This window comes from Pandoraea sp. PE-S2R-1, assembly GCF_002179865.1.
Lineage (GTDB): Bacteria > Pseudomonadota > Gammaproteobacteria > Burkholderiales > Burkholderiaceae > Pandoraea.
In genome coordinates, this window is the sequence record NZ_NGUR01000007.1 from 239,732 (window position 1) to 264,585 (window position 24,854).

16 protein-coding genes are annotated in these 24,854 nt (G+C 62.8%); 8 read left to right on the forward strand and 8 right to left on the reverse strand.

Going from position 1 to position 24,854, the window contains the following annotated elements; all coding sequences use genetic code 11:
• Positions 1-10: 10 nt before the first annotated feature.
• The gene (locus CDV44_RS03725) at positions 11-5,098 is read left to right on the forward strand and encodes an NAD-glutamate dehydrogenase (protein WP_249277394.1); all 5,088 of its coding nucleotides are present in this window, start codon (positions 11-13) and stop codon (positions 5,096-5,098) included.
• A 277-nt stretch (positions 5,099-5,375) separates the two neighbouring features.
• Positions 5,376-6,638: an MFS transporter gene (locus CDV44_RS03730; RefSeq protein ID WP_249277395.1), complete on the forward strand. Its 1,263-nt coding sequence runs from the start codon at positions 5,376-5,378 to the stop codon at positions 6,636-6,638.
• 35 nt (positions 6,639-6,673) lie between these two features.
• Here CDV44_RS03730 and CDV44_RS03735 read toward each other — a convergent pair whose 3' ends face one another.
• The gene (locus CDV44_RS03735) at positions 6,674-8,302 is read right to left on the reverse strand and encodes a PLP-dependent aminotransferase family protein (RefSeq protein ID WP_087686716.1); all 1,629 of its coding nucleotides are present in this window, start codon (positions 8,300-8,302) and stop codon (positions 6,674-6,676) included.
• A gap of 108 nt (positions 8,303-8,410) precedes the next feature.
• Here CDV44_RS03735 and CDV44_RS03740 point away from each other — a divergent pair, with 108 nt between their 5' ends.
• Complete coding sequence (locus tag CDV44_RS03740) at positions 8,411-9,136, forward strand: GNAT family N-acetyltransferase (RefSeq protein ID WP_087686717.1); 726 nt, start codon at positions 8,411-8,413, stop codon at positions 9,134-9,136.
• A 114-nt stretch (positions 9,137-9,250) separates the two neighbouring features.
• On the opposite strand, the gene CDV44_RS03745 is transcribed toward CDV44_RS03740, so the two are convergent.
• The 5 genes from CDV44_RS03745 to CDV44_RS03760 all read right to left on the reverse strand — a co-directional run bounded on the left by CDV44_RS03745 (position 9,251) and on the right by CDV44_RS03760 (position 14,818).
• Entirely contained in the window at positions 9,251-10,543 is a 1,293-nt protein-coding gene (locus CDV44_RS03745; RefSeq protein WP_058377862.1) for an NCS2 family permease, read from the reverse strand.
• Between the two features lie 90 nt (positions 10,544-10,633).
• On the reverse strand, positions 10,634-11,677 hold the full coding sequence (locus CDV44_RS03750) for a porin (protein ID WP_087686718.1): 1,044 nt from the start codon (positions 11,675-11,677) through the stop codon (positions 10,634-10,636).
• Positions 11,678-11,999: 322 nt separating this feature from the next.
• Positions 12,000-12,266 (reverse strand): hypothetical protein, encoded by a 267-nt coding sequence (locus CDV44_RS03755; RefSeq protein ID WP_087686719.1) that lies wholly within the window; start codon positions 12,264-12,266, stop codon positions 12,000-12,002.
• Between the two features lie 183 nt (positions 12,267-12,449).
• On the reverse strand, positions 12,450-12,923 hold the full coding sequence (locus tag CDV44_RS27705; RefSeq protein WP_141118664.1) for a hypothetical protein: 474 nt from the start codon (positions 12,921-12,923) through the stop codon (positions 12,450-12,452).
• Positions 12,924-13,978: 1,055 nt separating this feature from the next.
• On the reverse strand, positions 13,979-14,818 hold the full coding sequence (locus CDV44_RS03760) for a metal-dependent hydrolase (protein ID WP_087686720.1): 840 nt from the start codon (positions 14,816-14,818) through the stop codon (positions 13,979-13,981).
• Positions 14,819-14,977: 159 nt separating this feature from the next.
• On the opposite strand from CDV44_RS03760, the gene CDV44_RS03765 reads away from it, so the two are divergent.
• The 4 genes from CDV44_RS03765 to CDV44_RS03780 all read left to right on the forward strand — a co-directional run bounded on the left by CDV44_RS03765 (position 14,978) and on the right by CDV44_RS03780 (position 19,450).
• Positions 14,978-15,628 carry a TetR/AcrR family transcriptional regulator gene (locus CDV44_RS03765; RefSeq protein WP_249277396.1) on the forward strand — a complete coding sequence of 217 codons (651 nt, stop codon included), beginning with the start codon at positions 14,978-14,980 and terminating at the stop codon, positions 15,626-15,628.
• 103 nt (positions 15,629-15,731) lie between these two features.
• A complete protein-coding gene (locus CDV44_RS03770) occupies positions 15,732-17,339 on the forward strand; it encodes a Na/Pi cotransporter family protein (protein ID WP_087686722.1) in 1,608 nt (535 codons plus the stop codon).
• A 252-nt stretch (positions 17,340-17,591) separates the two neighbouring features.
• A complete protein-coding gene (locus tag CDV44_RS03775) occupies positions 17,592-17,834 on the forward strand; it encodes a hypothetical protein (RefSeq protein ID WP_087686723.1) in 243 nt (80 codons plus the stop codon).
• 410 nt (positions 17,835-18,244) lie between these two features.
• Positions 18,245-19,450 (forward strand): arabinose transporter, encoded by a 1,206-nt coding sequence (locus tag CDV44_RS03780; RefSeq protein ID WP_087686724.1) that lies wholly within the window; start codon positions 18,245-18,247, stop codon positions 19,448-19,450.
• Here CDV44_RS03780 and CDV44_RS03785 read toward each other — a convergent pair.
• A complete protein-coding gene (locus CDV44_RS03785; protein ID WP_087686725.1) occupies positions 19,425-20,330 on the reverse strand; it encodes a PhzF family phenazine biosynthesis protein in 906 nt (301 codons plus the stop codon). The genes CDV44_RS03780 and CDV44_RS03785 overlap by 26 nt on opposite strands.
• A gap of 543 nt (positions 20,331-20,873) precedes the next feature.
• Here CDV44_RS03785 and CDV44_RS03790 point away from each other — a divergent pair.
• Positions 20,874-22,184, forward strand: coding sequence for an MFS transporter (locus tag CDV44_RS03790; RefSeq protein ID WP_087686726.1), 1,311 nt, complete (start codon positions 20,874-20,876; stop codon positions 22,182-22,184).
• A 120-nt stretch (positions 22,185-22,304) separates the two neighbouring features.
• Here CDV44_RS03790 and CDV44_RS03795 read toward each other — a convergent pair whose 3' ends face one another.
• A complete protein-coding gene (locus tag CDV44_RS03795) occupies positions 22,305-24,545 on the reverse strand; it encodes an NADP-dependent isocitrate dehydrogenase (protein ID WP_087686727.1) in 2,241 nt (746 codons plus the stop codon).
• Positions 24,546-24,854: the final 309 nt, after the last annotated feature.

Genomic DNA, 24,854 nt, shown 5'->3' on the forward strand with positions numbered 1-24,854 from the left:
GAGGTTTTTCATGCCTGCGCATCCGGAAGAGAAGGTCCGCCAGCACATGGCGGAAGTCGTGACCATGGCGCGCGAGCGCGCGCCCGACGTCGCTGCCCAGTTTGAACCGTTCGTATTGCATTACTACGGTCTGGCCGATGCCGAGGAAGTCGTCTCGCGCAGTGTCGCCGATCTTTATGGCGCGGCGATGGCGCATTGGCAACTGGGGCAGAAATTCGTGTCCGGCCAGCCGCGCATCCGTATCTACAATCCCACGCTCGACCAGCACGGCTGGCATTGCAGCCACACGGTGGTCGAGATCGTGAACGACGACATGCCGTTTCTCGTCGATTCGGTGACGATGGAAATCAACCGGCAGGGGCTGGCGCTCCATTCGGCGTTCCACCCCGTCTACCGCGTCACCCGCGATAACACCGGCAAACGCGTTGCCGTCGCCCCCGGCGGCGGTATCCGGCGCAGCACCATGCCCGCCATCGGCGACGGTGCCAGCGCAGCCGGTCCGGGCGGCAAGACGGCGCGGGGCGGCACAGGTAACGGCGGTGCCGCGGGCGCGGCACAGGTCGGCGCGCTGCTCGGCGCCACCGCTGCGACCAGCGCGGCCACGTCCGCGGGCGATGGCGGCGGCGCCAGTCAGGACGGCGGTCGCTTTGAATCGTATATCCACATCGAAGTCGACCGCTTCTCCGAGCCCGAGCGCATACAGGCGCTTGCCGACGGCCTGCAACGCGTGCTCGGCGACGTGCGCGCAGCGGTAGAAGACTGGCGGGCGATGCAGGCGGCGGCCCACGCCGCCATCGAGGCGCTTACGCAACGCGCGGCGCAGAAGGGCGTTAGCGAGCAAGAGCGGGCGGAAGTGGACGAGGCGCAGGCGTTCCTCGACTGGATGCTCGGACGCCACTTCACCTTTCTGGGCTATCGCGACTACGAACTCGTGGAGCGCGACGGCGCGCACTATCTGCAAGGTGTGGCGGGGACCGGACTGGGCGTGTTGCGCGAATCGCGCCGCGACGCCGCGTCGCCCGACGTCACCCGTCTGTCACCGGGTGCGATCGGCATCGTGGAAGCCAGCACGCCAATATTCCTCACCAAGGCGAACTCGCGCGCCACCGTGCACCGGCCGGGCTATCTGGACTATGTGGGCGTGAAGCGCTTCGACGCGCAGGGCCGCGTCTGCGGCGAGCGCCGCTTTCTGGGCTTGTACACGTCAACCGTCTACATGGTGCCGGTGGAAGATATCCCGCTGGTGCGCCGCAAAGTCGCCGAGGTGATCGGGCGTACGGGCTTCCTGCCCAACGGCCATCTGGCCAAGACGCTCGTCACCATTCTCGAACAGTACCCGCGCGACGAACTCTTCCAGATCGATGTCGACGCGCTGGCCGAAATTGCGCTCGGCATTCTGCGTTTGCAGGAGCGCCAGCGTACGCGGCTCTTTGTGCGGCGCGACCGTTTCGACCGTTTCGTGTCGTGCATGGTGTTCGTGCCGCGCGAGAAATTCAATACGGACCTGCGCGTGCGCGTGCAGAACCTGCTGCTGGCGGCCTATCACGGCACCGGCGTGGAATTTACGCCGCAACTCTCCGAGTCGATGCTCGCGCGCATTCACATTACCGTGCGCACCGAGCCCGGCCATGTGCCCGACGTCGATGTGAACGAACTCGAAGCGCGCATCGTCGAGACGTCGCGCCGCTGGCAGGACGACCTGTCGGAAGCCCTGCGCGAGCAGTTGGGCGAAGAACGGGGCATGCGGGCGCTGCGTCGCTATGCGCAGGCGTTCCCCGCCGGATATCGCGAAGACTATGCCGCGCGCGTGGCCGTGCGCGACGTCGAGTTGATCGAGCCGCTGCTGGGCGCGCGCCAGTCGGCCACCGGTTGCTCGCAGTTGTCGATGCAGCTTTATCGTCCGCTCGAAGCCTCGCCCGGCGCGTTGCGTTTCAAGATCTATCAGGCGGGCGAACCCATCGCCCTCTCGCGCAGCCTGCCGATGCTTGAGCATCTGGGCGTGCGCGTAAACGACGAGCGGCCGTATCGCATCGAGACGGCCGACTCGGGCGCGATCTGGATGCATGACTTCGGCATGACGAGCCTCGACGGAGCCGACGTCGACCTCGAACAGGCGCGGGCGCGTTTCGAAGACGCCTTCGCGCGTATCTGGGCGGGCGACGTCGAGAACGACGATCTGAACCGGCTGGTCTTGCAGGCCGGGCTCACTTGGCGCGAAGTGCGCATCCTGCGCGCGTACGCGAAGTACATCCGGCAAGTCGGTTCGACGTTCAGTAATGCCTATATAGAGAGCGCACTGACGGGTAATCCGTCGATTGCAGGCCTGCTCGTGCGGCTGTTCCTTGCGCGCTTCGACCCGGCACTCCCGGCGGAGACCCGCACCCATCAGTCGGAGCGATTGCGCGCACAGATTCACGCGGCGCTCGAAGACGTGCCCAATCTCGACGAGGATCGCATCCTGCGCCAGTTTCTCGGGGTGCTGGAGGCGACGCTGCGCACCAATTACTTCCAGCGCGGGAAGGACGGCACGACGCAGAAGCCTTATCTGTCGTTCAAATTCGATCCGTCGAAGGTGCCGGGCCTGCCTGAGCCGAAGCCAATGTTCGAGATCTGGGTGTATTCGCCACGCGTCGAAGGCGTGCACCTGCGCGGCGGGCGTGTCGCGCGTGGCGGTCTGCGCTGGTCCGACCGGCGGGAAGACTTCCGCACCGAAGTGCTGGGCCTCGTCAAAGCCCAGATGGTGAAAAACACCGTGATCGTGCCGGTGGGCTCGAAGGGCGGGTTTGTCGTCAAGCAGCCGCCGGCGCCGGGCGATCGCGACGCATTTCTCGCCGAAGGCGTGGCGTGCTATCAGACCTTTCTGCGCGGCTTGCTCGATCTGACCGACAACTATGTCGACGGCCAGCTCGTGGCGCCGGCCGACACCGTGCGATACGACGCGGACGATCCGTATCTCGTGGTGGCGGCCGACAAGGGCACGGCCACGTTCTCCGACTATGCGAATGCCATTTCGGCGGAGTACGGCTTCTGGCTGGGCGATGCGTTTGCGTCGGGCGGTTCGGTCGGCTATGACCACAAGAAGATGGCGATCACCGCGCGCGGTGCGTGGGAGTCGGTCAAGCGGCACTTCAGCGAGATGGGCGTCGACACGCAAACGCAGGACTTCAGCGTGGTCGGCATCGGCGATATGTCAGGCGACGTGTTCGGCAACGGCATGCTGCTCTCGAAGCACATCCGGCTGGTGGCGGCGTTCGATCACCGGCATATCTTTCTCGATCCGGCGCCCGATGCGGCTGCCTCGTTCGCCGAGCGCGAGCGGCTGTTCCAGCTGCCGCGCTCCAGTTGGGGCGACTACGACGTCAAACTGATTTCCGCCGGTGGCGGCATCTTTCCCCGCAGTGCCAAGACGATTGCGCTCTCGCCCGAGGTGCGCGAGCTGATCGAGACCGACGCCACCGAAATGGCCCCGACCGACCTGTTGCGCGCCTTGCTCAAGGCGCCAGTCGACCTGCTCTACAACGGGGGGATCGGCACCTACGTGAAGGCGAGCACGGAATCGCATGCGCAAGTGGGCGACCGGGCGAACGACGGGTTACGCGTGAACGGGCTCGACCTGCGATGCAAGGTCGTGGCGGAAGGCGGCAATCTCGGTCTGACGCAATTGGGCCGCATCGAATACGCGCAGCACGGCGGACGGATCAACACCGACGCGATCGACAACTCGGCGGGCGTCGATTGTTCCGATCACGAGGTGAACATCAAGATTCTGCTGGGTATTGTCGTTGCCGATGGCGAAATGACACTCAAGCAGCGCAACACGTTGCTCGCCGAAATGACGGAAGAAGTCGGCACGCTTGTGCTGCGCGACAACTATCTGCAAACGCAGGCGCTGTCGCTCGGGCGTTTGCGTGCGGCAGCGGCGCTCGACGGCGACGCCCGGTTCATGCGGTATCTCGAGCGGGGCCAGCGGCTTGCGCGGGCGATCGAGTTCCTGCCCGACGACGAGGCGCTCGACGCACGGCGCGCGGCGGGCACGGGGCTCACGTCGCCGGAACGTGCCGTGCTCATGGCGTACAGCAAGATGTGGCTGTACGACATGCTGCTCGCCAGCACGTTGCCCGATGCGGACTTCGTGGCGGAAGAATTGCCGACCTACTTTCCGACGCCCTTGGCCAGTCGATGCGGTGCGGCCATGACGCGGCACCCGCTCAAGCGCGAAATTCTGGCGACGATGCACGCCAACGCCCTCGTCAACCGGGCAGGCGTGACGTTCGTGCACCACTTGAGCGAGGAGACGGGCGCCGACCCGGTGGATGTCGTGCGCGCGAGCCTTGCCGCGCGCGGTGTGTACGGGCTCGACGCCTTGTGGGAAGAGGTTGACGCGCTCGATGCCCGCGTATCGCACGAAACGCAGGCGGCGCTGTTCACCGCGCTGGCGCAGTGGCACGAGCAGGCGACGCTGTGGTTCCTGCGTCGTCGTCTGACGGACGTGCCGCAAACGGTGGAGCGCATGCGCGGCGTGCTCGATCCGTTGCTGCCGACGCTGGACTCGCTCGTGAGCGGCGAGGCGGCTGACGAAGCGCGGGTGAAGCGTCAGACCTTTGTCGACGCGGGCGTGCCGCCGGCACTGGCGCAGACGGCGGCGGGTATCGGCGCGCGCGTGGCCTTGCTCGATATTGCCGAAGTGGCGAGCACGAGCCGGTGCGAACCGGCGCTGGCGGCGCAGGTGTATTTCGCGCTCGATCAGCCACTGGGCTACGGCTGGCTGCACGCGGGCGTGCTCGGACTGCCGGTGCAGTCGCATTGGCAGCGTCTGGCGCGGGCCACCTTGCTGGAGGAGTTGTCGATCTTGCGGCGGCGTCTGACAGCGAGCGTGCTCGACGGCGCACCGACCGAGACAACGGATGCGGCATCAAACAAGCCCGCCACGGCGCCGGCCAGCACCCAGGCCGACACCCGGGTGGCCGACTGGCAGCAGGCGCATGCCGACTCGCTGGCCCGTTATCACCGTGTGCTGGCCGATCAGGTGGCGGCGGGCAACGCAGATCTGGCGATGCTCTCGGTCAGCCTGAAATCGCTCGCCGAAGTCGGGCGATGAGGTTGTCGTACCACTTTGCTGTGGTATTCGCCTGATGTCGTTTTGCTTCATACGGGGCGGGGAGTTTCTCCCGCCCCGGCACACGCCTCCTTCCAAATTAAGTGTGATTGAGTCATCACACCTCATCATTTTCGTCAACTATTAAGCGTTTACACAAAAGACGCAAAACGGCGTATCATTCGGGAAAACCCTAGGATTGAATTAGCCCGCGCGAATGCTTGTCCATTGCGCGGGTTGTTACGTCCTGGGGTTTCGTCGATTCTCTTTTCCCTTCGCAATGTCAAACGACGCCCGCACCCCTACGCAGTTTGCGACGACGCTTCAAATCGTCTCGACCGTGTTCTTCACGTTCCTCTGCTATCTGACGATTGGCTTGCCGCTCGCGGTGCTGCCGTCGTTCGTGCATGTGGACTTGGCTTACAGCTCTGTCATTGCCGGTCTGGCGATCAGCGTGCAGTACTTGGCGACGTTGCTTTCGCGCCCGTACGCCGGTCGCACGGCCGACGCGTGGGGTCCGAAACGCACGGTGCTATGCGGTCTGGTCGCCTGCGGCGCATCGGGCTTGCTTGTGGCACTCGGAGGCGTATTCTCCGGCGTGCCGTGGCTCTCGCTGGTCGCGTTGATTCTCGGGCGTCTGGTGCTGGGCTTTGGTGAAAGCTGGGTGTCGACCGGCGCGATCATGTGGGGCATCGGGCAAGTGGGCCCGGCGAATACGGCGCGGGTGATCTCGTGGAACGGCGTGGCAACGTATGGCGCGCTGGCGCTGGGTGCGCCGCTCGGTGTGGCCCTCGACAACGCGTACGGTATCGAGGCATTGGGTGGCGCGATTGCGCTGTCGGGTGTCGTTGGTTTGCTGCTGGCCCGCATCAAGCGTGCGACACCGGTGATACATGGCGAGCGTCTCGCGTTTCGTGCCGTGCTGGGCCGTGTGATGCCGTACGGCATGGGGCTGGCGTTGGGCTCGATCGGGTTCGGGGCTATCTCCACGTTCATTACGCTGTACTACGCCAGCCATCATTGGGACAACGCAGCACTCGCACTGACCGCGTTCGGCGTGTGCTTCATGGGCGTTCGGCTGGCGCTGGGCAGCAGCATCGCGCGCTTCGGCGGTTATCGCGTGGCGATGGTGTCGTTCGCACTGGAAGCCTTCGGCCTGATCGTGCTCGGCGTGGCCCCGACCGGCTTTACGGCGTTGTTGGGCGCGGCACTGGCGGGCGCGGGCTTCTCGCTGGTGTTCCCGTCGCTGGGCGTGGCCGCAGTGAATCTGGTGCCGGCGCAGAATCGCGGCGCAGCGCTGGGTGCCTACTCGGTATTTCTGGATGTTGCGCTGGGCGTGACCGGGCCGGTCGCCGGCCTGATCGTCGGCGCCTATGGTTATGCCGAGGTATATCTGTGTGCTGCCGTGGCCGCCGTTGCTGCGGTGCTGCTCACGGTCTGGATGTCGCGCGCCGCGCGGGCGCGTGCGGCCAGTGAAGCGCAGGAAGCCAGCGAAGCGGGCAAGGCGGCCAACAGCGCCAAAAAAACGCCACAGGCCGCGTAATTACGCAGCGATCCCCCCAACTGATTCCCAACGTATCACCGACCCACTTTCCCTTGTGTGGCCACGATCGCGGCCAGTCGTTTGATGAGTGAAGGAATCCGCGCGGCGTCCGTATCGCCGTAGCCGATGACAAGGCCGTTGTCGGCCGGTTGCGGATCGAGCGCGAAGCTCGACAGGGCACGCGGCCCCATGCCTTCGCGCAAGGCGGTTGCCACGATCGTCTTGTCGTGGAACGCGGGATCGAGGCGTACCGTGAGATGCAGGCCGCAACGCTCGCCGATGACCGCGTATGCCGGGTCGAAGTGTTCCGCAAGCGCTTCACGCAGGGCCGTCTGACGCTCGCGATACAGGCGTCGCATGCGGCCCAGATGCCGCGCGAATTGTCCGCTTCGGATGAAGTCTGCCAATGCCAGTTGTTCGAAACGATGCCCGCCGCGAAGCAGTTCGTCGAGGGCGTCTCGCGTTTGCGCGGCCAGTTGCGTCGGCAGGATCAGAAAGCCGAGCCGCAGCGCGGGAAACATCGTCTTGCTGAACGTGCCCACATAGACCACTGGCGCATCGGGCACCATGCCTTGCATGGCCGCGATCGGCTCACCTTGATGGCGAAACTCGCTGTCGTAATCGTCTTCCAGAATCCACGTGCCGTAGTGGCGTGCCTGTGCAATGAGATCGAGCCGGCGTGACGCCGACAGCACACTGCCCAGCGGATATTGGTGTGATGGCGTGACGTACACCAGACGGGGCGTCGACGCGGCCCATGCGCCCGGCGGAATCACGATACCTTCATCGTCCACGCGCATGGCCTGCAAGCGCACGTCGCTCGCGTGAAAGGCGGCTTTTGCGCCGCGATAGCCCGGGTCTTCCATCCACACCGTGTCGCCGGGGTCGGTGAGCAGGCGCACGCAGAGAATTAGCGCCTCGTGGGCACCTTCCGTGATGACGACTTGTGAGGCGTCGCAACGCACGCCGCGAGAGATACGCAGGTGCTCGGCGATGGCTTCGCGCAGTGCGGGTTCGCCCAGCGGATCGCCGTAGTGATAGTGACGCGGTTGCGCTTCGCGCATCACGCGCTCGAGTGTGCGGCGCCACGTACTGGCCGGAAAGCGCGTGAGGGAGGGCACGCCGGGCACGAAAGGCAGGGGCGATTCATTCGCCCGTGCCGCGTGGCTTGTGGCGGGCAAGCGCTGCACCCGGCGTGAAGCGCTTGGCGCGGCAGCAGGTGAGTCGCCGACGTGGGGCTCGGGCGTCTGGTGCGCGACGTCGGCGCTCGTAGTTTTGGCGACCACCGCGTCTTCAACCGATCTGCGGCGGGCCGATTGTCTGGCGGCTTCTTCGGCGACACGCGGGTCGAGCGAGAGCTGGGCGACACGGGTGCCAAGCCGGTGCGGCACGATGAAGCCTTCGGCGGCCAGTTGGTCGTAGACGATCGACACCGTGTTACGCGAGACGGCGAGATCTTCCGCGAGCGTGCGCGAGGCCGGCAGGCGTGCGCCGGCGGGCAGCCGTCCTTCGAGAATCGCGTGCTTGAGCCGGGCGAGCAATTGCTTCTGGAGCGAGAGGCCACGTCCCGTGCCGGTGTTCAACGGACTGTCGAACAGCGCCGCGACATTCTCGGGCCCGGGATCGTTGTGGATCTCACTGGCGTGCTTGGCGGATGCGGGCATGACGTGGCACCATTAGATTGCATGATTGTGGTGCTTTTTATCGTACCACCAATGCGTTACTTTGGTGTCGTGACACTTGCGTCCATCACGTTCCTGGAGAGGACATTCATGACCGAAGCACCGTTGTTCAACGAATACGACCAACCTATCGGGCCGCCGATGCCGGATTGGACGCCGCGCGCACAGCCGCCCCGCACGCCGATCACTGGCCGCTACTGCCGTGTCGAACCGCTCGACGTGGAGCGTCACGCGAAGGACTTGTTCGACGCCTACGCAAGCGCCCCTGACGGGCGTGACTGGACTTACCTTGGCGTGGGTCCGTTCGCCGATTTCGATAGTTATTACACGCATGCCACCAAGCAGGCCGCGTCCACCGACCCGATGCACCATGCGGTGATCGATCTGGAGACGGGCAAGGCCGTGGGCACGCTTGCCCTCATGCGCATCGACACGGCCAATGGCGTGATCGAAGTGGGGCACGTGGCGTACTCGCCGCTGCTCAAGCGCACCCGGGCGGGCACGGAAGCCCAGTATCTGTTGCTCAAGCGGGCCTTCGACGAGTTGGGTTATCGCCGTTACGAATGGAAGTGCGACGCGTTGAACGCGCCATCGCGCCGGGCGGCCACGCGCTACGGCTTCACGTTCGAGGGCATCTTCCGTCAGGCGATCATCTACCGAGGCCGCAGCCGCGACACGGCGTGGTTCTCGATCACGGACGGTGAGTGGTCTGCCATCAGCCGCGGTTTTGCGCAGTGGTTGTCGCCGGAGAACTTCGATGCCGAGGGTCAGCATCGGGCGAGTCTGGCCGAACTGATTTCGGCCGCGAAGGGATGACCTTCCGATAGAAAACGCCCCGCTGGAATTGCTTCCAGCGGGGCGTTTTGTCGTTCAGAGACTGGCGTTGCGTGTTGCGGTATTGCCCGCCAGTCTCGCCGGGTTCGCGGGGTATTACCCCGGGAAGAACGCGTACTTCAACACGAACAGCACGGCGATGACCCATGCGGCCGGGTGCACGTCCTTCGCACGGCCCGTGAACAGCTTGAGCACTGCGTAGGAAATGAAGCCGAATGCCAGACCCGTCGCGATCGAGTACGTGAACGGCATGGCGAGGGCGGTCAGGGCGGCCGGGGTGGCTTCCGTGATGTCGTCCCATTCCACGTCGAGCAGTTCGCGCAGCATCAGGCCGGCCACGTAGAGCAGGGCCGGGGCCGCGGCGTAGGCCGGGACCGAACCCGCCAGCGGCGCGACGAACAGTGCCAGGATGAACAGCCCGGCAATGGTGAGGGCGGTGAGGCCCGTGCGACCGCCGGCTTGCACGCCCGAGGCGCTTTCCACGTAGGCGGTGGTGCTGCTCGTGCCCAACAGCGAGCCGAAGAAGATAGCGATCGAGTCGGCGAACAGTGCGCGTCCCAGCCCCTTGTATTGGGTGCCTTCGAGCAGACCGGCGCGCTTGGCCACACCCATCAGCGTGCCGGTGGCGTCGAACACTTCGACCAGCACGAAGGCCAGAATCACGTGCACGAAGCCAGCGTGCAATGCGCCGGGAATGTCGAGCTGGAGGAACGTCGGCGCGAGGCTCGGCGGCATGGCGAACACGCCCTGAAACTGGTTCAGACCGAGCACCATCGAGAGCACCGTCACGACGAGAATGCCGATGAGGATGGCACCCCGAATGCGCAGCGCGTCGAGCACGGCGATCAGGAAGAAGCCGAAGATCGCGAGCAGCGCTTGCGGCGAGTGCAGATCGCCGAGGCCGATCTTGGTGGCCGGGTTGGCCACGACGATGCCGGCGTTACCCAGCGCGATGATCGCGAGGAACAGACCGATACCGGCCGCGATGGCGCAGCGTAGCGATTTGGGTACCCCGGCAATGAGCCACGATCGCACCCCAGTCACGGTCAGGATGATGAAAATACACCCCGAGATGAAGACTGCGCCCAGCGCTTGTTGCCAGGTGTAGCCCATGGCCCCCACCACGGTGAACGCGAAGAAGGCGTTCAGGCCCATACCGGGCGCCATGCCGATCGGGTAGTTGGCCACGAAGGCCATGATCACCGAGCCAATCGCCGCCGCCAGACACGTCGCCACGAACACGGCACTCTTGTCCATGCCGGTGGTGCCGAGAATGTTGGGGTTGACGAAGATGATGTAAGACATCGTCAGGAAGGTGGTGAGACCTGCCACCATTTCTGTCCTGACATTGGAGCCATGCTCCTCGAGTTTGAAGAATTTGGTCAGCAACGTGCGCTCCTATTCACTTTGTTATGCCGTCGTCCGTGTGCAGCGGGGGCGCGCGCATTGTACTGCGCGCGCGCCGTGCTGCCGAGTTTGTCAGAACTTGGTGCGCATGCCCACCCCGAAAGTGTTGCCGGCTTCCAGCCCCGACACCTTGTCGTTGAGGTAGGCGGCATACAGATCGGTGCGCTTGGAGAGGTTGTAGTCGTAACCGACGGCCCACGTGTTGCGGCTCACGTTATTGGCGCCGGTGTTCTTGGTATAAGCGTAGGACGCCATGACACTGCCGCCACCGAGCGGCACCGACACACCGAACTGGCCGCCGTTGGAGGTGAGGTTGCCGCCGGTGATGTTGTTCTTGATGTACTGATACTGGCCGTAGAGCTTGACGATCTGGAAGTCGTACGTGAGACCGGCCTGCAACGCTTGTTGATTGCGGAAGCCGGTAATGCCGGCCTGATCGTCGGGCGTCGAGTCGAATTTCACTTGCTGGAACGCGACGGTGGCAGCAAGCGGGCCATGGAAGTACATGGCGGCGGCGCTCCACTTGTTCTGGCCGGCTTCGCCCGCCTTGTTGCCGAAGGCGTACGAGAAGCTTGCGCCCAGACCCTTGTAGTCGGGCGTGGCGTACATCACGCCGTTGCTCCAGCCGGAGTCACCCACGATGCCTTGCCCGGATTGGCCAAGGAACGTGTGATAGACCATCGGGCTGAAGGTGTAGGAGTCGACAAACGGGTTGAACAGAATCGTCGACACGAAGTACGACGTGGTCAACCGGCCCATCGTGACGGTGCCGAGCGTGTTCGACTGGAGACCGACGTAGGCGTTGCGTGAGAAGAAGCTATCGCCCGTGTAGCGGCCGTAGTTACCGTTTTGCGGCAGGAAGAAGTCTTCCAATACGAAGATTGCCTTGAGACCGTCGCCCAGATCTTCGCTACCTTTCATGCCCCAGTACGACGTGGACATGCCGCCGCCGCCCTGCGTCCATGCCCGCTCGCCGCCGGGTGTTTTAGCCGCGCCGACCCAAGCGTCGACCTGACCGTAAAGCGATACGTTGGATTGTGCTTGTGCCGCCCCTGCCGCCGCACCACAAACCGCGAGGGCGAACGCGCCCCGCAGCCATCCCGCTGCCTTGCTCATGAATGTGTCTCCGTCTCGTTTTGATTTATGCGTGCGCCTTGTGCAGTTGTTTCACCGATGCATTTCAGGGGCACGCCCGAGTCATTGACACTGACTTCACGTTGCGCGGTATCGGTGCTGCTTTAAGGCGTGATCATTATTATCAAGACGGTAATGTCGAAATATCATCGGGGTTTGATACTCGGTATTACGTTGTGAACGGCATACGGCGCGGGTTAACACCGAAGTTTTCTTGGAAAACTTTCAAAAAAATGGCCGTCTCTGTGGGCGGCCTTAAGTCTTTTGAATCGTAGTGCGGATTCGCGAGCGTGTATGAGCAGGGTTACAGGGGTATTGCCAGAGTCGTTGGGGCGGCATGCGCAGTGACGCCAATGCTGATGTGATCACCCCCTTGGGCACGGGTGGCGAACGCGCAAAGCGATTGCACTAGCTGGTCGCGTTTGATATCACGCGAAGCGGCGGCGGGATGGGATTCAGGGGCGTCCCATTTGAGGCATTCGTGCGTGTTGGGGTCGCGAAGACACTCGTAGGGGATTCCCTTCTGATCAAGATCGATGCCGGGCTGGGCAGAGCCATAGACTGCATTCATCGCATTATCTCCAAGTGGTTTCCAGGGAGCCCCGAGGACGGAATTGTCTTCACGGCTCGCGATCAATCTGTCACACATACCGGGCGCCGCAATCGAACTCACCTGACCTTGGGAGTTATCACTGCCGTCATGTGAATAATCATCGCGCCGCAGGCGTTCCTGACATGCAAGGTCTGGCCCGCTTTACCGAGCTATGGCCAGCGACAGTGACAGCGACGGCGATTGCGGGTATGGCATGCGAGCCAACGCGGGTGCAATGTGACCGTCGTTGGCACCGTAGGTACTCAACGATTCCACCAACTGCCGGACCTTGGGCGAGGGCGGCGTTTGATGCCAAACCGGTGCGTCGTCCAGCGGTTGATGAGAAACGGTAACGGTGAACAGACCTGAACTCCCCGGCCGCAGACCCAATGAGCCAAGGTTGTCATTCACCCATCGCGCGATAACGTCTTCCAGTCGCAGATCGTGGAATAGACCCGGTGTCGAAAACGCTTGATTCGGCAGACTGTTCGTTGAGTATTCACGACGGCAAGTCATCGCAACGCATGGTTCGGCGTTCTGTCCGTATCCGCATGTCCCAAACACGGGCTGCGGGTTTGTCGATACACCGTTGAACAGGTTGGTGACCGTCTGAGCAGCGCTATCGGTTGAATTCATCGCATTATCTCCAAGTGGTGTCCTGAGAGCCTCTACGACAAGATTGCGTTCGCGGCTCCCGTTCAATCTGTCACGCAAACCTGGCGCTGCATTCTGATTCACTTGAACTTGGGAGTCGTCATTGCGGTCATGTGAAAAATCATCGCGGGCGCGCTGGGAAATGGGCGTCTAATGCAACGCCGTCGGGACATGCACGATAAATAAAAAAAGGCCGTCGCTATGGACGGCCTTAAGTCTTTTGAATCGTGGTTGCGATTCGAAAGACGAGCAGGAAATCTGATGCTTGCTTTTTGCTGTTCGCTATTTTGTGAAAACTTCAATTCTTCGGTTGGTTGGCGTCTGACCTACGCATAACGTTTGCGGTCTGCCGCCGGTACGGTCCCCGTTTTCGTCGCTCCCCGTTACTCGCTTTGGAAAACGGGGACCGCACCGACGGCCATCTCCCTACCTCCGCATCGTCGCAACCGATCGCGTTACCCGCTTCGCCGCGCTTCTCCCTCTCTCTCATCCCGATAACACCGCCTTCTCCAACGCAAAGGGTCTCGCCAGTCGTCCCCACGTGCTTCGCATCTGCTGGTGACGACCGTCGAGACCCTCGCTCCTCCCGATGTCGTTCTCCATGCCCGGTCCACCAAGGTCTCCGTAGTGAACACCCGTGGGACTCAACGCGAAGCGGGTCTCCCAAAGCGATCACCTGACCCGACCGGGAGTAGGGAAGTACCGCGGGGATATCGAGGGTCTCGGCGACCATCCCCAGCAGATGCAAAGCACGTGGGGATGGGCGACGAGGCCCTCTGCGTTGGAGAAGGCGGTGTTATCGGGATGAGGGAGTCGGGGAGCATGGAGACGCGTGTGGGGCGATCGGGTGCGACGTTGTGATCGCGTGTGACGAGCCGTCGGCCCGGTCCCCGTTTTCCAAAGCGAGTAACGGGGAGCGACGAAAACGGGGACCGGGCCGGCGGCCGACCACAGGAGTGTGAGTCGCCGGGCCTCGGTGCATCGCAACGATCGTCGTCAGCCACGAACGCCGTAAGCCGTAAGCCAAACGCCACCGCTCAACGCACCGGCCGCCAATCCGCGTTATGCGCCGCCAGCCAGCTCTCAGCCAATTGCGGATCGCCGTGATTGTTCGGATGAAACCCCGTCGACATGTACTTCAACATCGGCCCCGTGCAACGCCACACCACACCATCGCGGCCGAAGAACATCGTCGTGAAACCCCACCACGTACTCGGTTTGAATAACGTACCGTCACGCCACAAATTGCTGATCGTCTGCGCATGGCTTTCCAGCGCGAACATCATCAACACATACACATAAGTGAGAATGCGCATCCGCTCGCTGCCACCCAAGGCGCGATACAGATCGAACGCCACCGCCTTGTGCTCGGTCTCTTCCGCCGCATGCCAGCGCCACATCAATCGCATCTTCGGCTCGGCCTTCGCCAGCCAGCGGTCGTAACGCAATGCGCCATCGCCAAACACCGCCGTGCAATGCTCATACGCCGCCGTCACGGCCAGCATGTACATCGGCGAGAGCTTGCGGCGACGTGCAAATTGAATCCGGCGCGTCGCCCAGTTTTCCCAGTGATTCACCAAGCCCTGTTTGGTCAACTGCGCGTTGTACTGCCCGTGGATGTGACGGTGCGTCGCCTCCTGCCCGATGAACTGCGCAATGTCGGCGCGCAGCTTGTCATAGCGCGAATCGTCGGGCAAACGATCCATCGTGTCGCGAACGGAATCGATGAACGACTGCTCCCCAACCGGGAAACTCATCGACAACGCGTTGTAGTACATCGTGCGGTAGGCGTCCCCACTGTGCCAGTGGCGCTCGAAGCCACTCGCCAGATCGACCGTAAGCTTGCGAACGGTAAGGGCTGAAGTGTCTGTGGTCATGGCGCTTGCCTCTTAAATGTCTCAAACGGTTGGGCGGAACCGCAACGGCCGCCGTTTTGTGGCACCGGCATGTCGTCACTTGAATTCCTTAACGAATGTGAGCATTATTCATTTCTTGCGCACTTTGCCGCAACTCGCTTCCCGCTCAGGTTTTTCGACATGTCCATACCCAAATCGCCCGCCCCGCTCAATGCCCCGTCCACCATGCGAAAGCGGCCGATGCAGGCGCGCGCACAACACACGGTGGAGACCATTTTCGAGGCCACTGCTCAGGTTCTTGATGAGGAAGGCGAGGGTGCGCTGACGACCAATCGTATTGCCAAGAAGGCCGGATTCTCGATCGGCACGCTGTATCAGTACTTCCCGACCAAGGAAGCCATCCTGCTCGCGATGATTGCCCGCGAACGCCGTCGGGTGATGGACGAACTCAACGAACGGCTCGCGCGCGCAGCAGAAGAGGGCGCCGACCCGGAGCGCGTGATTCGCGAGCGGCTGCGCGTGCTGATCGAAGCGTTCGGCTCCGGCGGCCGCGTGAAGCGCTCGCTTATCAAGATGGCGTGGCAACTCGATCATCACGAAAACATCATGCAGGCACTTCGCGAAGCCTCGGAACACATTGCCATTGCGATGGCCCGACGCGATGCACCGGGCATGCGCCCGCCCACCGCCGCGACGGTGTTTGTGCTCACCCGAGCCGTCATGGGCACGCTGCGCTCGGCAGCGCTCGAAGACTCGCCATTGCTTGGCACTCCGGAATTCGAAGACGAGCTTTACCGGTTATGCTGGGGCGTTTTGCGCGCAGACGCTTGATTGTCGTCTTAGTGTCGTCTGACGGTCGTCTGAAGGTCGTTTGCATGTCGTTTAAGTAAGGCTTGGGTGTCTTCTCTCCCATCGCACTAAGGAAACGCATTCCATGGGCGAAATCGTCAAGGCGGTAAGCATTCTGGCCGGCGGCGTCGGCATCTTTCTGGTCGGCATGTCGATGATGTCGGATGGCCTGAAGCTCGCCGCCGGACCAGCCCTTGAACGTATCCTTGCCGGGGCCACACGCACGCGCTGGCAAGCCTTCGCCTCCGGTGTACTGGTCACCGCCATCACGCAGTCGTCGTCGGTCGTGACGATCGCCACCATCGGCTTCGTCAACGCTGGCCTGCTCAAGCTCGGCGGCGCGCTCTGGCTGATGTTCGGCTCGAACCTCGGCTCGACGATGATGGGCTGGATCGTCGCCGTCATCGGCCTGAAATTCAATATCGATGCCTTCGCCCTGCCGATGATCGCGGTCGGCGTTGCCTTGCGCCTCACCGGTGCAGGCTCGCGACGCGGGGCCATCGGCAATGCACTCGCCGGTTTCGGCCTGCTCTTCTTCGGTATCTCTCTGCTGCAATCGGCCTTTATCGATATGGCCGGCGCGATTCGCATGCCCGACGGGGAAGGGCCACTCGATGTCCTCCTGCAAGTGGTCGTCGGCTTCGTGCTGACCTGCATCGTGCAGTCGTCCGCCGCCGCGATGGCCATTACGTTGACCGCTGCGCAAAACGGCATGCTCGGTGCGCAAGGCGCTGCCGCTGTCGTGATCGGTGCGAACGTCGGCACCACAGTGACCGCCGTCATTGCAGGCATCGGGGCCACCCCCAACGCGCGCCGGGCTGCCATGGCGCACGTCGCGTTCAACGTGGTCGCTGCGGTGGTGGCTCTGCTCCTTCTGCCGTGGATGATCGGCGCGATCACAGCCGCCATGAAATGGTTGGGCTATACCGATGATCCGGCCATCAAGCTCGCCATTTTTCACACGACGTTCAACGTGCTCGGCGTGCTGCTGATGATTCCGCTGGCCACGCCGCTGTTGCACTGGCTACAGCGACGTTTTCGAACGCGGGAAGAGGACGAGGGCGCGCCGCAGTTTCTCGATGACAACGTGCTTCAGGTGCCGCAACTTGCCGTGGAAGCGCTCAAGCACGAAGTGGATCGACTCGGTGATATGTGCCGCCATATGGTGCGCGGCGCACTCCTCGGGACCAGCGCCGGCGTGCTGGCACAAGAGCACGCTTCGGTCACGCGGCTGGGCGGCGCGTGCCAGACGTTTGCGGAGCGCATGAGCCGTGTGGCAATGGAGGCAGCCGCTGCACAGGCGTTGGCCGACACGCTGCGCACACTGCGCTACTACGAGAGCGCGGCGGAGCAGGCCGTCGCCGCTGCCGCGTTGCGTGATCAGACGACCACGGCGACGGGACTCTCGGATGTGTATAACGCCTTTCAGCGCGAAGCGGCGGCACTGCTCGACCACGTGGAAGGCGATGCCATGCCCGCCGATGGCGGTCAGTCGCTGACGACGCACGCCGCTGCGATGGAAGCCTCTTACGGCGGACTCAAGGCGAAATTGCTCGCCGACGGCGCAGCGGGCACCGTGCGTATCGCCGTCATGGAAGAAGCGCTGCGCCGCTACAGCGCCCTGCGCCGCGCGCTGCAACAAACGGTCAAGGCGAGCACGCGTCTCGCGAGAGGCACTGACCCGATCGACTGACCGGCGGGGAGTTTCAGGGGGCGCAGTGCCCCGTGTCAACGTCGCGTGACCTATCGCCGACAGTGAGCGACGGCGTGAGTGCGCGCGAGGGGGGGGCGGCACATCGCACTGAAAACGTTATCTACCAATATGGTAGAAAAAATACCAAATTGGTTTGTTGTTGATTTATAGTTAACGCGCGCTGCGTTAGCGGAATCGCTCGTCGAATCCTTTGCGTCGTGGCACCTCCCCCATCCACTGCCAAGGACTGTTGTGCTGAATTTCATCCGGGACGCGATCGCGCTCATCAAGCGGCACAAGGGCGCGTTCGTCGTGCTCAACGTGACGTTCTTCGGCCTTGTCGGCCTGAGTTTTTTCACCGCCACCGACAAGCCGGAATCGCCGCCTGAGCGCGAGCTGCGCGTGCCGGTCCGGGTCTTGGTGCATCGGCCACTCGTCAAAGCCGGGCGGTTTATTTTCTGCCTGCCGCCATCCGGCCACTGTGGCCGTCGCTGACGATGTCGCGTGCTAATGCGTGCGGGTGCCTGTTGTTGCGCTGCGTCACCTCATCTTGCGTTACACGAAACGCCCCGCTAGAATCCGCAAATGATTGATGGCAAACGGTGACGATTCATGTGACTCACATGATGATGTGCCGGTGCCACGTAAGCGTTCACGTCAACCAACGCATTCTCCGCGACAGCGGTCGGTCAGTCCGGCTTATCGGTCGAGGGGTGTGCGTTCGTATGTCGACCGCCGGACAATGCCATCCATTGCGCCGGTCCTCTTCCGCGCTGCGCGTCTCCCTTCCCCTGATTTTCCCGATTCGATTTTCCTGACGGCCTCCCGCGTCGCGGTCATTCGACTGCCGGCCTGCATCGCCATTGCTTTGTCGTGTGCGCCGGTCTTACGTGGAGTCTTCTCGCATGTCGTCTTCCGCTGCATCGCCCGCTCAAGCGGCTGCCGCAGCACCCGCTAACGCCACCGCGTTGCTGGTGCGCTTTTCTCTCAACGTGTTTCTCGCGTGCCTGACCATCGGCATGTCGCTCTCGGTCGTGCCGCTGTTCGTGCACGACACGCTCGGGTATCACAACATCGTCGTCGGCTTTGCCGTCGGTATTCAGTCGCTGGCCACGGTGCTCACCCGCAAGTTCGCCGGACGCACCGCCGATCAGCGCGGTGCCCGTGTCGCCTTGAAACGCGGCCTGCTGTTCGTCGTACTGTCGGGCATCGCCTTGCTCGCGACCAGCCTGCTCGTATTGCCCGCCGGGCCGCGTCTGGGTGTGCTCACGGCCGCGCGTTTGCTGCTCGGTGTCGGTGAAAGCCTTGTCATTACGGGCACGCTCACCTATGCCATCGGCAGTCTCGGTGCGCCGCAATCGGGCCGCGTCATGTCGTGGACGGGTGCCGCGATCTTCGGGGCGCTCGCCGTCGGTGCGCCGGTCGGACTCACGCTTTACGGCAGCACGTCGCTCGTGGGCGTAGCGGTTGCAACCTGCTTGCTGCCGTTCATCGGATGGTGTGTGATCGCGCGTATTCCTGCCGTCGCGCCCGCACATCACGCGGGTGGCGCGCTGCCGTATTCGCAGGTGCTGCGCATCGTCTTTCTGCCGGGGCTCGCCCTCGCCATGCAGGGGGTCGGCTTTGCCGTGGTGGGCGCGTTCGTGGTGTTGTTCTTCGACTCGGCGCGGTGGTCGAGGGCCGCGCTGGCGCTGTCGGCATTCGGTCTGGCTTTCGTGCTGATGCGCCTGATCGGCGGGCGCTGGCCCGAGCGATTCGGCAATCTTCGCGTTGCCCAGATTTCGATGATCGTGGAAGCGCTGGGTTTGCTGCTGGTGTGGCAAGCGCCGGGCGCCGGCGTGGCACTCGTGGGCACGGCACTCGCAGGCGCTGGTGCATCGCTGATCTTTCCGTCGCTTGGCATCGAAGTCGTCAAGCGCGCACCGGCAGCCAGCCGTGGCACCAGTCTGGGAACGTATGCCGCGTTTCAGGACATCGCCATTCTGCTGACCGGGCCGCTGGCCGGTGCCGTTGCCAACCCGTTCGGCTATCGCGCGGTGTTTCTGTGCGGTGCCGTCGCGGCCGTGCTCGGTGCAGTCGTGGTCGTTACATTGCGTGCACGTCGCCGCTGATCCAGCACCCGGCGGCGGCTTCGAGCGTGTCGCGTAGCGTCACGGTGATGGCTGACGGATGCCCCATCGCCACGCCCTGACGCACCACGACGCCGCGCTCGCCCGGGCGCAGCCAACCGAAACGTCGTGCGCCGTAGAGCAGGGCGGCGGCCGCAATGCCGGTCGCCGCATCTTCCGGATATCCCGACGAACGCGGAAACTGGCGGGCCTGCAAGATCGGCAGCGATTTGCCGTCGCCGACATCTTCGCGCGCACACGGATATAACCCAGTGGAGCCGATGGCGTCGCAGGTGGCGAGCATCGTTGCGAAGTCGGGCTGGAGCGCTTGCAGTTGCGCGACGTTGCGTAATGGGATGAGGGTCTTCACGCGGCTCGTGGCGGCATTGCAGATGCCCTCAAGCGCGATGTCGTCCGGCGAGATTCGCAACGCTGCGCAAATGGCGGCGATGGCACTCGCGTCGATGATCGGCTCCGTGCGTCCCGCCGGTTGGCTGACTTCGATATGCTCGCCGTCTGCTGCCAGTCGGCCTTCGACGATCCCGCTCAACGTTTCGATCCGCACCGGCTTGCCGTCCCAACGCCCCTCGCGACGCAACACCCACAACGACCCCAGCGTCGCGTGGCCGCACATCTCCATCTCGTGATTCGGTACGAAGAACCGGAAACGCCAGTCGTTGCCGCTGTTTTCAGGGGCCATGACAAACGCGCTTTCGTGGCCGTAATGGGCGGCGACACGTCGCATGTCGTCGGCGCTCATTGCCTCGGCATCGAGCACGATGGGGGCAGGGTTGCCACCGTTTTCGGCCGCCGGGAAAACGCTGACCAGCGAGACGGCGGCCGGTGCGGGAAGTGAAAACGGAAGTGGGGTGTGCAACGTCATGGGCGTAGGGAATTCGAAGCCATCAGTGTTGAAAGATTACGCTTTGCGCGGAGTGTCCGTAAGTCTCTTCGAAAAGGAATTTCCGGACGCGCGCTAGTCGTCGTGGGTATGTCAGTGCTCGCATGGCCCGTGTGGCATGGCGATGTGCGGTTGACGTGGCGGATAACGGCGTGTCGTGTCAATTCACGTAGAACGTCACATTGTTACGACAAGCGAAACCGCACGCACTTTCAGAAAATAACCATTGACTGAATCAATGCTCGAAGTCGGGCGGCGTTTGTTGGTTTACAATCGCGCCGGCCTCCCGAAAACGAAAGGGGATGGCAGGGTGAGAACCGTGGCGCATCGGCCTATCCGGCTGGGGCGCAACGTCCGGAGACAAGGCTTCGGGCCCCGTGTGGCGTATTCCCGTCACGCGAGAATCGTGCGGTCTGTGAGAGCAGTCGAGTAGGTAAGGCAGCGTGATCGGTACGAGTGGTCCGTAGGCACTGTTGCAGTGGCAGTTCTGGCTGCGAGGGCAGCCAAAAGATCGAAGTGGAGACCATGAGTACTATCGCTAGCGGTACCAATACCGGCGCACGCACGCGCGAAATCGAGGCGCAAGCCTACGCGAAAGCCACCTGGCGTTTGTTGCCGTTCCTGTTCCTGTGTTACGTCGCGGCCTACCTTGACCGCGTGAACGTCGGCTTCGCCAAGCTGCAAATGCTGAACGATCTTCAGTTCAGCGAGACGGTGTACGGTCTGGGGGCCGGCATCTTCTTCATCGGCTACTTCTTCTTTGAAGTACCGAGCAACATCATCATGCACAAGGTCGGCGCCCGTCGCTGGATCGCCCGCATCATGATCACGTGGGCCGTGCTCTCGGCCGCCACGCTGCTTGTCAAGACGCCGACGCAGTTCTATCTGGTGCGCTTCTTCCTCGGTGTGGCCGAAGCCGGGTTCTTCCCGGGCATCGTGCTGTACCTCACGTACTGGTTCCCGGCACAACGCCGCGGCCGTATGAACGCCCTGTTCATGATCGGGATTCCTATCGCCGGCGTGTTCGGCGGCCCGCTGTCGGGCTGGATTCTCTCCGCGTTCAATGGCGTGGGCGGCTGGGCCGCATGGCAGTGGCTGTTCTTTATCGAAGCCATTCCGTCGGTGATTCTCGGCGTGGTCACGCTGATGTACCTGCCGAACGGCATTCGCTCAGCCTCGTGGCTGTCTGACGAAGAGAAGACGATTCTCGAGAACAACATCGCACAGGACGGCGCGGGCAAGGCGCAGCACTCGATCGCATCGGTGTTCACCAACCGCCGCGTGTGGCTGATGGCGCTGATCTACTTCTGCTGCATGATGGGCCTCTACGGCATCGGCTTCTATCTGCCGACGCTGATCAAGGCCAGCGGTGTGAAGAGCGCGCTCGACGTCGGTCTGCTGACCGCCATTCCTTACGCTTGCGCTGTCGTGAGCATGATCACCGTGGCCCGCAGCTCGGACCGCACGGGTGAGCGCCGCTGGCACTTCGCCGTGGTCTCGTTCGCCGGTGCCATTGGTCTGTACCTGAGCACGGTGTGGGGCAATAACGTGCCGCTGGCCATGGTCGCGTTGTCGATCGGCACGGCAGGCATGCTGGCCACGATGCCGGTGTTCTGGACGTACCCGAGCGCGTTGCTCGTGGGCGGCTCGGCAGCAGCGGCCATCGGCATGATCAACTCGATCGGCAATCTGGCCGGCTTCGTGAGCCCGTTCATCATCGGCTGGCTCAAGGACGTGACGCAAAGCACCAACGCGGGGATGTACTGCGTGTCGGCGGCGCTCGCGCTTGGTGCCGTCCTGGCACTCACGCAGTCGAAGGCGCAGGTCAATCGCTGAAGCGCAGGCTCTGAGTCTTATGCCACCCGGCTTGCGTCGGGTGGCATCGGGTAGTTAAGCAAACAAAAAAGCCGGCAATTGCCGGCTTTTTGTTGCTGCGGGTACGACTAGTACAACGTGTTACGCCTTCGCGACGCTTTCCAGCGCGGCGTTGAACGTCTTGCTCGGACGCATGACCAGATCGAGCTTCGCGAAGTCCGGCTTGTAGTAGCCGCCGATATCGGTCGGCTTGCCTTGCACGTCGGCGAGTTCGCCAACGATGGTCTTCTCATTCTCGGTCAGTTGCTTGGCCAGCGAAGCGAATTGCTTGGCCAGCTCGGCGTCGTCCTTCTGCTCGGCCAGTTCTTGCGCCCAGTACATCGACAGATAGAACTGGCTGCCGCGGTTGTCCAGCTCGCCGGTCTTCGGCGACGGACCCTTGTTGTTGTCGAGCAGCTTGCCCGTGGCGGCGTCGAGCGTCTTGGCGAGAATCTTGGCGCGTTCGTTACCCGTCTTGATGCCCAGGTCTTCCAGCGACACGGCCAATGCGAGGAATTCGCCGAGCGAGTCCCAACGCAGATGGTTTTCTTCCACCAGTTGCTTGACGTGCTTCGGTGCCGAGCCGCCTGCACCCGTTTCGTACATGCCGCCACCGGCCATCAGCGGCACGATCGACAGCATCTTGGCGCTGGTGCCCAGTTCCATGATCGGGAACAGGTCGGTCAGGTAGTCGCGCAGAATGTTGCCGGTCACCGAGATGGTGTCCAGGCCGCGAATCACGCGCTCGAGCGTGTAACGCATGGCGCGCACTTGCGACATGATCTGGATATCGAGACCCTTGGTGTCGTAATCCTTCAGGTACGTTTCGACCTTCTTGATCAGTTCGGCTTCGTGCGGACGATACGGGTCGAGCCAGAACACGGCCGGCATGCCCGAGTTGCGCACGCGGTTCACGGCGAGCTTCACCCAGTCGCGGATCGGTGCATCCTTGACCTGGCACATACGCCAGATGTCGCCGGCTTCCACGTTTTGCGACAGCAGAACTTCACCGGTCGCGATGTCGACGATGTTCGCCACGCCGTCTTCGGCGATCTCGAACGTCTTGTCGTGCGAACCGTACTCTTCTGCCTTCTGTGCCATCAGGCCCACGTTCGGCACCGTACCCATCGTGGTCGGATCGAAGTTGCCGTTGGTCTTGCAGAAGTTGATGATTTCCTGATAAATGCGCGCGAACGTGCTTTCCGGAATCACAGCCTTGGTGTCCTTCGGACGACCATCGGCACCCCACATCTTGCCGCCGATGCGGATCATGGCCGGCATCGATGCGTCGACGATCACGTCGTTCGGGGCGTGCAGGTTCGAGATGCCCTTGGCCGAATCGACCATCGCGAGTTCCGGACGGTGCTCATGGCACGCGTGCAGATCGCGGATGACTTCTTCGCGCTGCGTGCTCGGCAGCGTTTCGAGCTTTTCGTACAGATTGACCAGGCCGTTGTTGACGTTCACGCCCAGTTGGTCGAACAGCTTGCCGTGCTTCTCGAAGGCGTCCTTGTAGAAGATCTTCACGGCGTGGCCGAACACGATCGGGTGCGAGACCTTCATCATGGTGGCTTTCACGTGCAGCGAGAACATGACACCGGTCTCGCGCGCATCTTCCATCTGTGCTTCGTAGAACTCGCACAGTGCCTTCTTGCTCATGAACATGCTGTCGATGATTTCGCCGTCGAGCAGCGAGACCTTCGGCTTGAGCACGATCGTCTTGCCGCTCGTCGTGACGAGTTCCATCTTGACGTCACGGGCGCGATCGATCGTCATCGACTTTTCGCCGTGATAGAAGTCGCCATGCGTCATGTGCGCAACGTGGGTACGCGAAGCCATGCTCCACTTGCCCATGCTGTGCGGATGCTTCTTGGCGTAGTTCTTGACGGCGAGCGGAGCGCGGCGATCCGAGTTGCCTTCACGCAGCACCGGGTTCACGGCCGAGCCGAGGCACTTCGAATAGCGCTTTTGAATGGCCTTTTCTTCGTCGGTCTTCGGATCTTCCGGGAAGTCGGGGATCTTGTAGCCCTTCGATTGCAATTCCTTGATCGCGCTCTGGAGCTGGAACACCGATGCGCTGATGTTTGGCAGCTTGATGATGTTCGTGTCCGGGTCTTGCGTCAGACGGCCCAGTTCGGCCAGATTGTCCGGCACGCGCTGTTCTTCCGTCAGGAATTCGGGGAACTCACCGAGGATACGGCCCGAGACCGAAATGTCGCTCGTCTCGACAGCTACGCCGGCCGGCGCAGCGAACGTACGAATGATCGGGAGAAAGGAGCTCGTGGCCAGAAGCGGCGCTTCGTCGGTCAGGGTGTAGATGATGCTGGGTTGCTGCTTACTCATCGCGAAGTCTCGAATCCAAGAATCAGGAAAAGGTGGGGGAACGCCGCCGACTGGAAACAGCCCGGTAGCCATGTGCGAATTTCCCTGATTGTGACACGGGTCGGGGGCAAAACTGAAATGCCTTTTCGTAATGTGAAGGCTTAGGTCTTATATAAGACTTGCCCTATAGGCCCCGTCGGACGGTTCAAACGCCCGCAGCATGCGGCACTCGGCCCTTGGGGTGGCGACGAAGCGGGGGTGTCAAGACGCAAGCCATCGTTCGCTGACGCACATGCGGCGAAAAATGCGAACGGATCATCGCGAAAAAGC